The organism is Stenotrophomonas maltophilia (assembly GCF_023518235.1).
Lineage (GTDB): Bacteria > Pseudomonadota > Gammaproteobacteria > Xanthomonadales > Xanthomonadaceae > Stenotrophomonas.
Genome location: NZ_CP090423.1, coordinates 26,647 through 38,835, shown reverse-complemented (window position 1 = coordinate 38,835; position 12,189 = coordinate 26,647). Strand labels below are relative to the sequence as shown.

Sequence of the window (12,189 nt, the reverse complement as noted above, 5' to 3'; positions counted from 1 at the left end):
ATGGGATCGCTCTTGATGTCGCGGGGATCACGCGGCATCCCGGTGTAGGGGTTGTGGGTGATGGGCTTCATGCCGCTGGACCTGCTTCAGCGACCTCGTACTCAGCACGGGCGCGATTGACACGGGACAGCAGCGCGTTCCAGTAGCCGACCATGCACTTGCCCTGCGCATCCAGATCGGCGCGCTCGTCTTCCGACAGGCTGGAGTAGATGTCGGTGCCCTGGAACTTGCCGAGCTTGCTGATCTTGTCGTTCAGCTGCTCCAGTTCGCCGACCATGCGCTGCACATGCGGCGGCAGATGACCGACGTGGCCGATCGGCAGGTAGGCCGCTTCGAACACATCCTTGGGCGACCAGCTGATGTAGCCGTCGGCGTACTTCACCGAGTATCCGTCCGCGCCGTCCTTCTGTGCGGGCCATGCCTCGATGATCTTCGAACCGATGTAGTGCTGGGTCATACGCCCTCCTTTGGGCTCTTGGGTTTCTGCTTGAAGCTGGTGGCCACGGGAACCAGGAAGGCGCCGCCGACGGCCAGGCCGCCCAGCACGATCAGGCCCCACTCGGGGAACAGGTTCTGCGCCCGCTCCGGCATCAGCGCGTAGGCGCCGAGCGCAGCGGCTGCGGCGGCAGCAAGGGTGGCCAGCCAGGTGCTGGCCCGGCCGGCGACGCCCTGCCAGTTGAATCGGTCCTTCACTTCAGCCCCCTGAGCTGTTTCAGCTCCTTGATGTCAGCCTTGTTCTGCTCGACCTGCACGGCCTGCTTGGCCAGCTCGAGCTTCAGCGCCGGCACGTCGGCCAGCTGCGTGTTGAAGGTCTGCAGCTGCTGCTGCACGGTGGCCATCTGCTGGTTCGTGACCTGCTGCTGGGTCAGCACCGCCTGCATGGAACTGATCAGCCAGTACCCGCCAGCAACGATGAATCCGGCGAAAGCGGTCACGAACCACTTTTCCACCGGGCCGAGGGAAACGCGGGTGCGGCCGTCCTGGCTCGGCTGGGCTTCCATGCTCATACGCCCCCACCCAGAGTGCCGCCGGCCTTCTTGTAGATCTGCCGCAGCTTCTCCAGGCTCTGCTCATGCTGGCCATAGCCGGCGCCCGGCAGGCTGGCCCACTCCTTGGCGCACAGGGCCACGGCGCGGTCGAATTGGCCGGCCTTCACCGCATCGAGCGCGCGGCGGCCGCGGATCAGTTCGATGCAGGCCTTGTCCTGGCTCAGCGGGCCGAAGTCCGGCAGCTTCAGCCGCGCCTGCAGCACGCTCCAGGTGCGCTGCAGGAACTGGTAGCGGCCGGCCGCGGTGGACTTCAGCGTGGCGTTGAGCCGCACCAGCTTGCCGGGGTGCTTGCTGAGGTCGGTGAACAGGCCGCCGCCCACCAGGACGTCGTAGCCGTTCTGCTTAGTCGGCTGCCGGCCGTTATCGGTCCCTTCGGACCAGGCCAGCATGTCCAGGAACGCCACGACGTTCTGCCCGCCCGCCTCCTGTGCTGTGATTCGTGCCACTGTCGGCCCCCTTGGAAGTGATGGGCCTACGGTGCCTTTTGGGGGGCGGCGATCAATGGGAGGAATCCGTTCTCCGGTAGAGTTGGCGGCGCCAACCAACCCAACCACTACCGGAGACGGACAGATGGAACTACTTGACAGGGCATACCAGCTGCAATTGCTCCAGCGTTTGGCCGAGAGCTACCCGGAGCCAGTCGATGCAGGGACGATGGCCCAGGGTGAGTTCAATAGGGCCAACGTGAACATCGCCTACTTGCATGAGCACGGTCTAGTGAAGGGCCAATGGCTTGGCAGCTTGGACCGTGGAAACATGCTCATGCAGGCAACCATTACCGCTCGAGGTATGGATTTTCTGGCTGACGATGGCGGATTGGGCGCAATCCTCGGTGTCGTCACGATCAAACTTCACGACGACACGCTAAAGGCACTCATCGAGGCCAAGGTGCTCAGCTCGGATCTGCCTCCGCCCGATAAGCAGCGATTCCTCGATCAGCTTCGAGAGCTGCCGGGCGAGACCACCAAACACCTTGTACTGAAGCTGGTGGATGCCGGTCTGGACAACTGGCAGAAAGCACTGCCACTGCTTCAAAACATGCTGGGCTAGACGCGACCCGCCGGAACAGGATGACGGCATCGGCATGCAGCGGAACGGTGAACTCGTCGTCGGGGCACCCCGGCCACTCAATGAACATGCCTTTCCCGGTGACGACGATGGCGGCTGACAGCATGGCGGCCTCTGGACTGAACGATACGGGCCACCCTACCCCCCGGCCCCTGCCCTTCAATGGGCGCGGGGGGCGGCCGGGGCTGGTGGTACCATCCGGGTAACGCAGGGAGGCATCATGGGCTGGAAGGGAATAGTAATTTTGGCAGCTACCGTTGTGCTTGGCGGGTGCTCGACATTTGGACAGCCGGCGTACTGCTCAGGGATGCTGGAACAGAATCGTGCTGTGATGGCTGCGAAGAGTGACGTTTCAATCGCCTACATCGCAACAGCACTTGCGAAGCTTGAGTACGGTGGCGAATGCGCGTGCCCCGATGACAAGGACTCCATCGGAGAGGTCTGCGGTGGAAGAAGCGCGTACAGCCGCATGGGGGGATCCCAGCCATACTGCTACGCCGATCAGGTCCCGGCCTGGGTCATACCGCGCGTCAGAGAGGCGTCCGCTCATGAGGCACTCCCCTTTGAATGCGGTGGCAGCGGCACGACCCAACTACTCGACTTCTAACAAGGAACTGAAAATGGACGACAGATTCAAGGATGCGGGGCAGTTCCACCCGGAGAAGGCGTGGAGCGAGATCCGGCGGAAGGACTGGGAGCGGAAGCACGAGGCCAGCCTTGGACTCAAAGGCTGGGGCCTGTTGATAGCGCTATTTTTGTCGATTGTCGGTACCGTTGTTTGCGCCCTTCTGTTCGTCGGGCATTACTTTCTCTAGTTCTGCGGCAATGTCCGCCAGTTTTTGATCACCAGTGCTGGACGCAATGTTGCGCAAGGATGCGAGCGATCCGATCACCGACCCTACTGGCGCCGTGGTCGCTCGAGAAAGCCAGCGCACAGCTGGCGGGTAGGTCAAGATGCGGGCAGCGACATTCGCCCCCGCTCCACCTAGCAGCAGAGTGCCTGTGGATGTACCAGTAAGGTCCATCAGCGAGGCCACCAGCGCGGCACCATAGGTATACGCTGCAGCGCGATTTCCTGTGCCGCTCGGGTTGGCGAACACCTGCGACCCGCTCTTGATGTTGTCGGCCACCCGGGCGATCTGGTCCATATCCTTGGCGAAGCCCGGCCCGTAGTGGCCGAACAGCTCCCGCCTCGCCTCGTCGGAAAGCTTGCTCCAGTTGGTCATAAACGTGCCGGGGCTGAACTGCTCGGCAGGCAGCCCGGCCTGGCCCGGCGTTGGTCGGCCCATCCGGTTCAGCACCGCGGCCGTCAGGGACTTCTTCCCGTCATCCGGCAGAGCCTCCATCACTCGCTTCAGCGTGGTGCCGCCCTCGCCAGCGCCGGCCATCACCGCGTTGTAGACCTTCTCCGGGCCGCCGGCCTTGTTCACCACGCGCTCCAGCTGCTTCAGCTGCTCCTGCGTGGACTTGAAGTAGGCGTTCGCCCGCGCCAGCGCTGCCGGGGCCTTGCCGCCCTGTGCCTGCACCGCCGCCTCGATGTCGTCGCCCATGGCGCGGTACACGCCGCGCAGCTGCGACGTGGCGCGGTCAGGGGTCAGGGTGAAGTCGAACAGGCCATTGCCCAGGTTCGACCGCAGATCCTTGAAGGTCTGGTACGGCAGCGCGGTGCCACCGTCGCCCAGGTCGGATGCGATGTTGCGGGCCAGCTGCGTGACTTCGTCCGGGATCATCGATGCCGCAGAGGCAGGTGCACCGGGGTCCACAGCGGTCAGCCGTGCGAGTTCGGCATTGGTCCGGTCCAGGCGCACCGGGGTGTCCGGCGGCACCAGCTGGTCGACGGCGTCATACAGTGCCCGGCGGCGTGCAGTGACGTCGCCCTTGAAGGCTGCGACACCCTTCTCGATGGCCATGCCAGCGTTCTGTCGGGTGGGGTCTGCCGCCAGTGCGCGAGACCGCTCCCCGAGGTTCTTGGCGATGTCGTTGCCCTGCCCTTCGGCGAAACGGCGCATCACGCCCGAGCTGGTCGGCGCGCCCGCCAGCAGGTTCTCCACGCCCTGCAGGTTGGTGTTACCCGATGCCTGGCCGACGGATGGGGTCGTGCCCAGCGCTTCGAAGTCGGCGATGGAGTTCCGCATGGCCTCACCGGACCGGCCACGCACGGCACCTCGAACTGCTGCAGCGCCGCCCTGCATGAGAGCCGCCGGGCCAATGCCGCCGGCAAGTGCGGCCGCCAGCTGGCCAGCAGGACCTGCGCCACTCTCTCGGGCCAGCCCGGCCGCACCAGAACTGCCGATCGTGCTGATCGCCTGCAGCACTGGCTGAGCAGTGAGGAATTCTCCAGCGCGCTCGGCAAGACCAGGTACTGCCGTAGGCGCCGGTGCAGCTGAAGTCAGCGTGGGTGCCACCGCACGCCCTGCATTGAGGGCTGCACCGCCGCCAAGCGTCAGTGCGGTACCGGTCAGCGCCTCGCCGACATCGCCCAGCACGCGGTCGCCGGCGGTCTGCGCCTGTGGCAGGCCCAGCACATCGGCCAAGCGCGCAGCATTGTCCCGGAAGCTGGCCACGGGGCGGCCGGTAATCTTCGTCTCCAGCGCGCCGAGGGCGTCACCGCCCAGCGCACCGAGCAGGCTGCCGCCTCCCTGGAGGATTGAGCGCAGGCCGAAGGCAGCATCACGCCCCATGCCGTACTCCCAGCCATCGGGTGCCACGGCCTGCACCGGCGGCAGATCCGTGATTGGAGGCTTGGCAGCCGGAGCCTGAGACCCCTGCTCCGCGTCCCGCTGGGCCTTGTACGCCTGTGCGAGCCGCCGAGCATCTTCGGTGTTGCCGGCGGCATCAGCGGCACGCAGGGCCTGTTCCAGTTGCTCCAGAGTGGCCATCAGCGGACCCCATACTTGCCGAGAATATCATCCACACCGCCGCCAGCGGAGGGTGCAGCGGTTGGCGCAATGCTGACGCCTTGGAGCTCGGTCACGAAGTCACGCAGCTGACGCATGGTGCGCGCGTTCACTTCCGGCGCGACGCCGAGACTTGGGTACTGCAGCGCGGCGATGCGTGCTTCCAGGTCGGACTGCGAACCAACGCCTGGAACGCGAGTCAGCGCCAGCATCGAGTTCTGGATCGCACCCACAGCGGCGTCCAGCTCCTGGCCGGCGGGCGTGTTCCGCATCACGTACTGGTCCAGCGGCCCGGTATCGACCAGAGCCCCCGATAGCCCCCCTAGGGCGCTCTGGATGCGATCAAGTCCGCGCGTAACGTTGCCCAACTGCGCAGCCTTCGTGGTCGCCGCCTGCTGTGCCTTCATGTCGGCTGCACTGGCACGCTTCGGCTGACCTGGGGAGGCGGCTCCGCCAGCGCCGGCGCGCATTTCCTTCATCAGGTCCAGCTGCTGCGCCTGCCTTGTCCGCGCGGCAGTCGCGTAACTGGCCGCGGCAGCTGCGTTGCGCTGGCCGATGGTCGACTGGCCAACGGGCGTGACGTTGACGGACTGGCCGACGGCGCCATAGGGGTCGAAGAGCGTGCCTTCGCTCATGGTGGCCGTTTGGCGGGGCCGGCCAGAGATCGCGGTCATGATGTCATTGAGCAGCGGCACGTTCCCGCTGCGCGCTGCGTCCATCGCCTCGGATTGGAACCCCTGCGTCTGGACATCGCCCTGGTAGCCGGAGAACTTCGTAGGATCCGCGCCCATGCGCAACATGGTCGAAAGCATCGTGGCTTCAGGGCGAGCGGTGCCATTGGCGATCATCGACCCCAACAGCTCGTCACGGGCCATCGCCTCATCCTGCTTGATCTGCGCCCCAGCCAGCAGCTGCGCAAGCTGCGCCTGCTTCGAAACGCCGCGTGAATAGGAGTCGTTGCCCCCAGCAGCGGTGCCGGCGAACACCTCTCCCAGCCTTTCCCATCCGTTCGCCATGTCAGCGCCCCCACAAGGATTGATTGTTGAACCAGCTGGACGCCTCGTTGCCGAAGCCCCGGTTCGATCCCTTCCCCATCAAGCCAGCAAGGGTGGGAGCGTCTTTGCTCGCCTGGTTCGCTGAGTAGGCGCGTGCGCCCGCCTGTGCCATCTGGCCGGCCGCCATCAACCACGGATCGGCCTGAATCCCCTGCATGCGCATCCTCGCCAGGAAGTCGTCGCTGGCCGCCTCGCGCCCGATCAGGCCCAGCTGCGACGCGAGATTCCCGCTCTGCAGCGCTTCGCGCCTGCGCAGCTGCTGTGGTGCATCGATTCGGGCCATCAGGTTGGCGGCGCGCTGGCCGTAATCGCTGATACCCAGCGCGGCGTCATTGGACGCGGTGCGGTAGGCCTCGCTCACAGCACCAGCCTGATTCAGGCCGCGGCTGGCGGCGGCCTGCGCGGCACGCGACTGATCCATCATGCTGCGCGCGGTACTTGCGCGCTCGGTGCTTCCGTCATCCGTCGCACGCTGTGTCAGCAGCTGGTTCACAGCATAGTCGGCACGGTCCTGGTTCTCCGCCTGCTGATAGATCCGATTCGCTGCCTGCCGGTCGGCCTTCTTCCCGGCTTGGTGCTGTGCGTATTGCTGCGTTGCGGCGCCGATCACCGCGATGGCCGTTGCGACCCACGTCATGGCTGTTCCTCCAATTCCAACGGCTCGTCGTCGGGCATGATCACCAGCGCCTCGATCCGCTCCAGATCGGTTTCGTCCGTGAGGTGGACGGTTACCAGTTCGCTCGGCGCGTGCGCGTAGATGGCGCGCTTCATGCCAGGCGGCGAGTCGATGACGTGGAAGCCCTGCAGCTCCACCATGCCGTCGGCAGTGCGCAGGGTGACGTGGCCAGAGACGATCAGGGCATGCCGGAAGCGGTGCCGCTTCCCCACCACCAGGGCGCCGGCTGGCATCGACATACGGCGCAGGTACTGGCCGGGGAGGAAAGTGTGCTGCACCGGCATATCCGCCTGCGGCAGCTGCGCGCACAGGTCCTGCAGCTGCACGATGTCAGCCAGCGAAGGCTGGCTCACCAGCCGAGCCATAGTGCTGATCACATCAGGCATCGTGTTCATTGGCGACCGCCATAGCCGAAGCCCGGCTGGAACAGGGTGTTGAAGTCGCGTGCTCCACGCCGCTCCTGCGCCGCCTCTCGGCTGCGGCTGTACAGGTCGGCGAATCCACTGAAGATGTCGCCCAGGTTCTCCGCCCGCAGCCGGCCCTGCGCGGCCTGCAGGTTGCCCTGCAGCGCCTGCGCCGACTGCGTGGCGCCGCTGGTCAGGCTCATTCCGCCGGCGACCTGCGACAGCAGGTTCTGGCGTGAGGTCTCGTCCGAGGCCTTCAGGTCGGCCAGCGCTCCCTGCGCCAGACGCTCGGCATCCAGCACGCCGCGCTGATAGTCCTCGCCCAAGCGGCGGTTGGCGTCGATGGATGCAGATCCACCGGCGAGGCCGCTGCGGGCCATCGCGAACTTCAGGCTTCTGTCTGCCTGTTCCTTCTGCCGCGCCAGCTCGCCGCCGTAGAAATCCCGAGTGGCGCCCAGGAAGTCGTCGTAACCGGCCTGGCGCGAGGGTGCGCTGTACAGCCGGTTCACCTGGTCGGTAGCGCGATTGATGTTCGAGGTTCGCCAAGCCTCGGTCTGTGATGCGGCATTGGCCGCTTTGCTTCCGCTACTACCGCCCATCAGGCACCTCGCATGCGTGAAAAGTGAGCGATGTCCTCGCCGTTGGCGCCCTGCCCGCTCCAGACACCGTCGTCCTGCATCCCCAGCGATCGTTCGAACCACTCGATGGCCGCCAAGCGGTCAGCCAGAGCATTGACCTGCAGCCGCCGCGCGCCGGCCTCGAACAGCTGGTCGATCAGCCAGCGGCTGGCCTTCGTCATGGAGCGCCACTGCTCGGCCCAGCCCTGTTCCGTGCCAACCATCCACGATTGCCAGGTGCCCGGGCCGACCGGCTCGAATCCACCAGCGGCAGCCGGCGTACCGTCGGCGCGCAGAACGGTGAGGGCATACGGGGAAGAAGTGGCCCAGGCGTTCACCAGGGCGTGTGCAGCGGTGTCGGGACTGTAGGCGGTGCCGCCCAAGACGGCCCGGAACTGGCGCTGCTCTTCGTGCCGAAGGATGTCGGCCAGCACCACCAGGTGGAGTGGCCGACAGGGCACAACATTGCGGGGGAGACGGGGGGAAATCATGCCGAAATGCTGACTTCCTACCCCCCTTGATCAATGGTCACGCCATCGGGCGGAAGTCCTGCAGGTACAAGCCGAAAGCATTCCACTGCCACGCCTCGGTGCCGTCGTAGACCAGCCGCACCGCGAACGTCGGCGCTGCCATCGACATTGGGACAGGCCCACCGGTGAGCGTGTCCGGGTCGACCTGGTATGCAGGGGTGAACGCCCCGCCGTTGGTCTGGTCGAAGCCGACCTGGATGCCGACCTTGCCCCGCCCCACCACCTCGAAGCCATAGAGCATCTTCGTGACGCCTGCCGGGCCGAAGTCCAGCCACGGCCACTGGATGACGCCTTGGAACGGGGTGAACACGCCCGGGGAAAGCTCGTCCCCGATCGCGCCGTCCACCATGCGGTAGATGCGGTTGGCCGAACGCAGATAGAGGGAGTCGCCTTGGATAGTCCACGTGTGGACCTCGAAAGGCAGCAGGTACCGCGACCAGGCGCCCACCTGCCCGATTTGGGTCATGGTGTAGACGAACACCTCTGTCTGGCCGTCCTTCGCGAACATCAGCCAGTACTGGCCGGCAGCCGGGAAGTACAGTCCGCGCGGCACCACTGAAGGCTGGGCCAGCCACGCCTGCACCAGCGGGTCGATCGGCATGCCCACGTCGCCAGCCTGGAAGTTGGTGCTGCTGGCGGCGATACCCACGCTGCGCACGCCCTGACTGGCCAGGAACAACAGGTCGTTGCCGACGGCTGCGATGGCGCGGTGCTGGGTGCTACCCACCGGCAGCGCGTCGAGCAGCGACATGCTGGCCGGGTCTTCATCGATCTGCCACAGCTGGAATGCCTCGGCGTTGAAGACGGTCAGGTTGCCGCGATAGAGCCCCATCGCTGCCACTGGGTTCGCGCCGTAGTTCTGCAGGCCAGTGGGGAGGAACCCTGCATCGTTGGCGCTACTCCAGTCCTTCGGCGCCACGGTTGCGCTGTAGGGCACGGTGTCGCCATCGCCGGCGAAGACCTTCGAGGCACCGATCAGCACCACCTTGCTGTTCGGGCAGTTCGGGTCCTCTACCCGCCGGCTCACGGCCTGCCAGGTCACGCTGCCGTCCACCACGGTGCCGCCGACGTTGGTTGGCCATGCCGGTTCGCTGCTGCCGCTGACGTACAGCGGAGACGCAGTCCACGTCACGCGGGTAATCGCCATCGCCTCCCAGGTCACGCCGCCATCGACCACACGCTTGCCGAGGATGTTCGGCCAGGCCGGTTCAGTGGCGCCGGTGTGCGCCACCACGTCCTGCACCGCGCGGTAGACAAGGCCCGCAGGCAGGCCGTTCACCGCGCCGCTGACGGTCAGGTTGTCAGCGCCGGTCACGTGATCATGGTCACCCACCGACCACAGTGCGATGACGCCGCGGGCGTACGAAGCACCTGCAGGCTTCGGTGACACCGCAGTGGAGATCGCCGCATCGCTGCTGACGATGTTCCCCTGCGTGTAGGAGATCATCACGTCGTCCTTGTCGTACCACCGGACCTCCACCCAGCCGCGCGTCGCGCCAGCCTTGGCCGGTCCCTGCTCGATCAGGCAGTTCGCGGTGAGTGATCCGCCATCTGCGACGACGAAGCGCGCCTGGTTCACGGCGGCGCCATCGCTGATTCGCCCGGGCAGCTCCAGCTTGCCCGCAACGATGTGCGCACCGCCTTCCAGATCCCAGCCGGTGTTGCCGTCGGTGAAGTTGCCGTTGATTGGAGCCGTCGCCGTCGGGCTGGGCAGGTTCACCGGCCTGATCAGATCGCCCTTGGCCGCCTGCTTGGCAGCAGTCCACTGCGGAACCGAGCCGCCGGCCGTGCCGCTGCCAACGTTCCCCAACGGGTTCTCCAGTGGCACGTCCTCGTTCACGGTGCCGCCGGCTGTTGCCGGCCACTGCGGTTCGGTGTCGCCGGAGCGCGCGTTGGCACCGCTCACCGAGCTGACCGTGTACTTGAAGCCGTTGTTGGCCGACGGCACCACCACGTTACCCACCGTGCGTGCTGCGTAGGCCTCCCATGTTGCGTGGCCACCACCGGTGCCCACCAGCGAATAGGCCAGGCCGTTGGGCGTTGTCGGGCTTACCAGCGCACCGGGCAGGTACGTGGTGTTAGGTGCCCAGGGTTTCCCCTCTTCCAGCCAGTAGTGATAGGTCGACCCATCGGAGAACTCGGCCACCACGTACAGGAATCCCAGGTACGGCAGCGAGTAGTGGATCTCCTTCAGAGTCGCCGCGCCGTTGCTCGGATGCCTCAGCACCACCACCGAGTAGCCGGGACCCGCCGGCATCACCTGGTCGGCATACACCACGAACGCTCCCTTGAAGGAGGTCAGTCCGATCGTGCCGGGCGGCAGGTCCAGCTGGATGCGCGCGGCCTGGCGCATACGGATGGTGCGGGCTGCGGTCACGTAGCCGTTGAGCAGGTCGAACAGCGCATCCTCCGACGCGCCGCCCTTGTCGCGCAGGCGGGTGATGCCGGCCTTTACGGCGGTCAGGTAGGTGGCGCGCATCAGTTGCCCTCCGGCCAGCCGCCAACGGGAATCGGGCGCCGGGCCGGCGGAATCTGCCGCGCGCCGGGGATGTAGCGCCGGGTGCCGTGGGAGCCGGAGATCAGCTGCCGAACGTAGGCCTGGGCCTGCTGCATGTAGTTGCCGGCGTCGGGCTGCTTGTAGTGCGCCTTCGCGTTCGCCAGAGCATGCAGGAACACCGCGCGGCTGTTGACCGTCAGCAGATCGCCATCACCAGTGAGCCACTTCAGGCCAAGATGGCCGCGGATCTTGATCGTGTACGCGCGGTCCGGTGCCGGGAAGATCTCGATGCAGCCGGTGATCCGGTAATAGGCTGGCTTGCTCAGCGAGGTGCTGGTGTACAGCACAGGGTCGATGCCCTCGATCAGGGGCATCCACTGCACGTCGTCCTGAATGCCCGCCCAGGTGATTCGCCGGAAGTCCAGGTACTGATCCAGATCCAGCGGCACGTCGTACAGGTTGGCGCCCGGCACGCACTGGATGGTCCACCACCGCTCGGTGCGCAGCTCCTTGTACTGCTGATACAGCTGGTCCTGAGCGTCACGAATGAAGCTGTCGACCATCGCGTCGAGGTCGAACGGCCGACGCTGTGCCATCTCCTGCAGGCGGCTGTAGTAGGCCTCGGCATCCTTCTGGCCGTACTTTGCCTTCGCATCGGCGATCGCCTGCATTTCCACGGCCACGCCGTCGATCAGGGTCTTGTCGTCGCCTTCGACCAGCGGCGCCTTCCCGTCGCCGTAGCGGTCCATTGCATACCGCTGCAGCAGCGAGTCCTGCGCGGTGTTGATGATCTGGTCCACGTCCGCAGACTTCGCAACGGTGGTGATGTAGCCGCCCAGCTGGTCGTAGTAGGCCTTCGCGTCCTGCTGGCCGTGGTGGGCCTTGCCGTTGGCCAGCGCCAGCAGGAAGACGGCCCACGGATCGAGCGTGGTCACGTCGGCGTCGTCATGGAACGGCGCCAGCGGCGTGCTGACGCTCAGCCGGTACTGGTGCTGCAGCGCCACCTGCGCTTCGGAAAGGAAGTTGGTCAGCAGCTCTTTGACGCCCGGCGCCCAGGCATCGGCCGTGGCCTGAGCAGAGAAGCCGAGCCGACGCAGAAGATCCAACCGCAGCGATGCCATCGTGCGCGGCGCAGGCGTGCCCACGTAGGTGAAGCCAAGCGCCGTCGATACCGTCTGTCGCAGCTGGTCGAACGTGCGCTGCACCTTCACCGGCTCGACCACGAAGCCGAGGCGGCGGATCACCTCCTGCCGTGCCTTCTTCAGGGACCATTCCACGCCCAGCGACGACAGGTTCACCTGGCCGGTGTCGTAGTTGATCGGCGCGTCATACCCCAGCGGGCTGTCGTAGACGTTACCGCCGTTGACCATGATCGGTGCGTTGTTGCCGCCCATAT

General features: G+C 66.0%; 13 protein-coding genes. 1 reads left to right on the top strand and 12 read right to left on the bottom strand.

The window, feature by feature from the left end:
• Positions 1-67 precede the first annotated feature (67 nt).
• Genes LZ605_RS00290 through LZ605_RS00275 form a run of 4 tightly spaced genes read right to left on the bottom strand, consistent with a single transcriptional unit; the run spans position 68 to position 1,495 of the window.
• A complete protein-coding gene (locus LZ605_RS00290) occupies positions 68-457 on the bottom strand; it encodes a crAss001_48 related protein (RefSeq protein WP_249843397.1) in 390 nt (129 codons plus the stop codon).
• Entirely contained in the window at positions 454-693 is a 240-nt protein-coding gene (locus tag LZ605_RS00285) for a hypothetical protein (protein ID WP_249843396.1), read from the bottom strand. The genes LZ605_RS00290 and LZ605_RS00285 overlap by 4 nt, the downstream gene beginning before the upstream one ends.
• Positions 690-1,007 carry a hypothetical protein gene (locus tag LZ605_RS00280; RefSeq protein WP_100446478.1) on the bottom strand — a complete coding sequence of 106 codons (318 nt, stop codon included), beginning with the start codon at positions 1,005-1,007 and terminating at the stop codon, positions 690-692. Before LZ605_RS00280 ends, LZ605_RS00285 begins: the two co-directional genes overlap by 4 nt.
• Positions 1,004-1,495: a glycoside hydrolase family 24 protein gene (locus tag LZ605_RS00275; RefSeq protein ID WP_249843395.1), complete on the bottom strand. Its 492-nt coding sequence runs from the start codon at positions 1,493-1,495 to the stop codon at positions 1,004-1,006. Before LZ605_RS00275 ends, LZ605_RS00280 begins: the two co-directional genes overlap by 4 nt.
• A 124-nt stretch (positions 1,496-1,619) precedes the next feature.
• Here LZ605_RS00275 and LZ605_RS00270 point away from each other — a divergent pair, with 124 nt between their 5' ends.
• Positions 1,620-2,099 (top strand): hypothetical protein, encoded by a 480-nt coding sequence (locus tag LZ605_RS00270; protein WP_125428185.1) that lies wholly within the window; start codon positions 1,620-1,622, stop codon positions 2,097-2,099.
• 767 nt (positions 2,100-2,866) lie between these two features.
• On the opposite strand, the gene LZ605_RS00265 is transcribed toward LZ605_RS00270, so the two are convergent.
• From LZ605_RS00265 to LZ605_RS00230, 8 genes are all read right to left on the bottom strand, one after another.
• Positions 2,867-4,996 (bottom strand): hypothetical protein, encoded by a 2,130-nt coding sequence (locus tag LZ605_RS00265; RefSeq protein ID WP_249843394.1) that lies wholly within the window; start codon positions 4,994-4,996, stop codon positions 2,867-2,869.
• Positions 4,996-6,030: a hypothetical protein gene (locus LZ605_RS00260; RefSeq protein ID WP_249843393.1), complete on the bottom strand. Its 1,035-nt coding sequence runs from the start codon at positions 6,028-6,030 to the stop codon at positions 4,996-4,998. Before LZ605_RS00260 ends, LZ605_RS00265 begins: the two co-directional genes overlap by 1 nt.
• Before the next feature lies 1 nt (position 6,031).
• A complete protein-coding gene (locus tag LZ605_RS00255; RefSeq protein WP_249843392.1) occupies positions 6,032-6,706 on the bottom strand; it encodes a hypothetical protein in 675 nt (224 codons plus the stop codon).
• Positions 6,703-7,140 (bottom strand): hypothetical protein, encoded by a 438-nt coding sequence (locus LZ605_RS00250; RefSeq protein WP_249843391.1) that lies wholly within the window; start codon positions 7,138-7,140, stop codon positions 6,703-6,705. Before LZ605_RS00250 ends, LZ605_RS00255 begins: the two co-directional genes overlap by 4 nt.
• A complete protein-coding gene (locus LZ605_RS00245) occupies positions 7,137-7,658 on the bottom strand; it encodes a hypothetical protein (RefSeq protein ID WP_249843390.1) in 522 nt (173 codons plus the stop codon). The genes LZ605_RS00250 and LZ605_RS00245 overlap by 4 nt, the downstream gene beginning before the upstream one ends.
• An 89-nt stretch (positions 7,659-7,747) precedes the next feature.
• On the bottom strand, positions 7,748-8,257 hold the full coding sequence (locus LZ605_RS00240) for a hypothetical protein (RefSeq protein ID WP_249843389.1): 510 nt from the start codon (positions 8,255-8,257) through the stop codon (positions 7,748-7,750).
• Between the two features lie 37 nt (positions 8,258-8,294).
• Positions 8,295-10,775, bottom strand: coding sequence for a hypothetical protein (locus tag LZ605_RS00235; RefSeq protein WP_249843388.1), 2,481 nt, complete (start codon positions 10,773-10,775; stop codon positions 8,295-8,297).
• On the bottom strand, positions 10,775-12,187 hold the full coding sequence (locus LZ605_RS00230; RefSeq protein WP_249843387.1) for a hypothetical protein: 1,413 nt from the start codon (positions 12,185-12,187) through the stop codon (positions 10,775-10,777). The genes LZ605_RS00235 and LZ605_RS00230 overlap by 1 nt, the downstream gene beginning before the upstream one ends.
• Positions 12,188-12,189 lie beyond the last annotated feature (2 nt).

Excerpts from the sequence above, each read along its gene's own strand:
- LZ605_RS00255 (WP_249843392.1), bottom strand. The coding sequence starts at position 6,706 with ATGACGTGGGTCGCAACGGCCATCGCGGTGATCGGCGCCGCAACGCAG.
- LZ605_RS00280 (WP_100446478.1), bottom strand. The coding sequence starts at position 1,007 with ATGAGCATGGAAGCCCAGCCGAGCCAGGACGGCCGCACCCGCGTTTCC.
- LZ605_RS00260 (WP_249843393.1), bottom strand. The coding sequence starts at position 6,030 with ATGGCGAACGGATGGGAAAGGCTGGGAGAGGTGTTCGCCGGCACCGCT.
- LZ605_RS00230 (WP_249843387.1), bottom strand. The coding sequence starts at position 12,187 with ATGGGCGGCAACAACGCACCGATCATGGTCAACGGCGGTAACGTCTAC.
- LZ605_RS00250 (WP_249843391.1), bottom strand. The coding sequence starts at position 7,140 with ATGAACACGATGCCTGATGTGATCAGCACTATGGCTCGGCTGGTGAGC.
- LZ605_RS00240 (WP_249843389.1), bottom strand. The coding sequence starts at position 8,257 with ATGATTTCCCCCCGTCTCCCCCGCAATGTTGTGCCCTGTCGGCCACTC.
- LZ605_RS00265 (WP_249843394.1), bottom strand. The coding sequence starts at position 4,996 with ATGGCCACTCTGGAGCAACTGGAACAGGCCCTGCGTGCCGCTGATGCC.
- LZ605_RS00290 (WP_249843397.1), bottom strand. The coding sequence starts at position 457 with ATGACCCAGCACTACATCGGTTCGAAGATCATCGAGGCATGGCCCGCA.
- LZ605_RS00235 (WP_249843388.1), bottom strand. The coding sequence starts at position 10,775 with ATGCGCGCCACCTACCTGACCGCCGTAAAGGCCGGCATCACCCGCCTG.
- LZ605_RS00270 (WP_125428185.1), top strand. The coding sequence starts at position 1,620 with ATGGAACTACTTGACAGGGCATACCAGCTGCAATTGCTCCAGCGTTTG.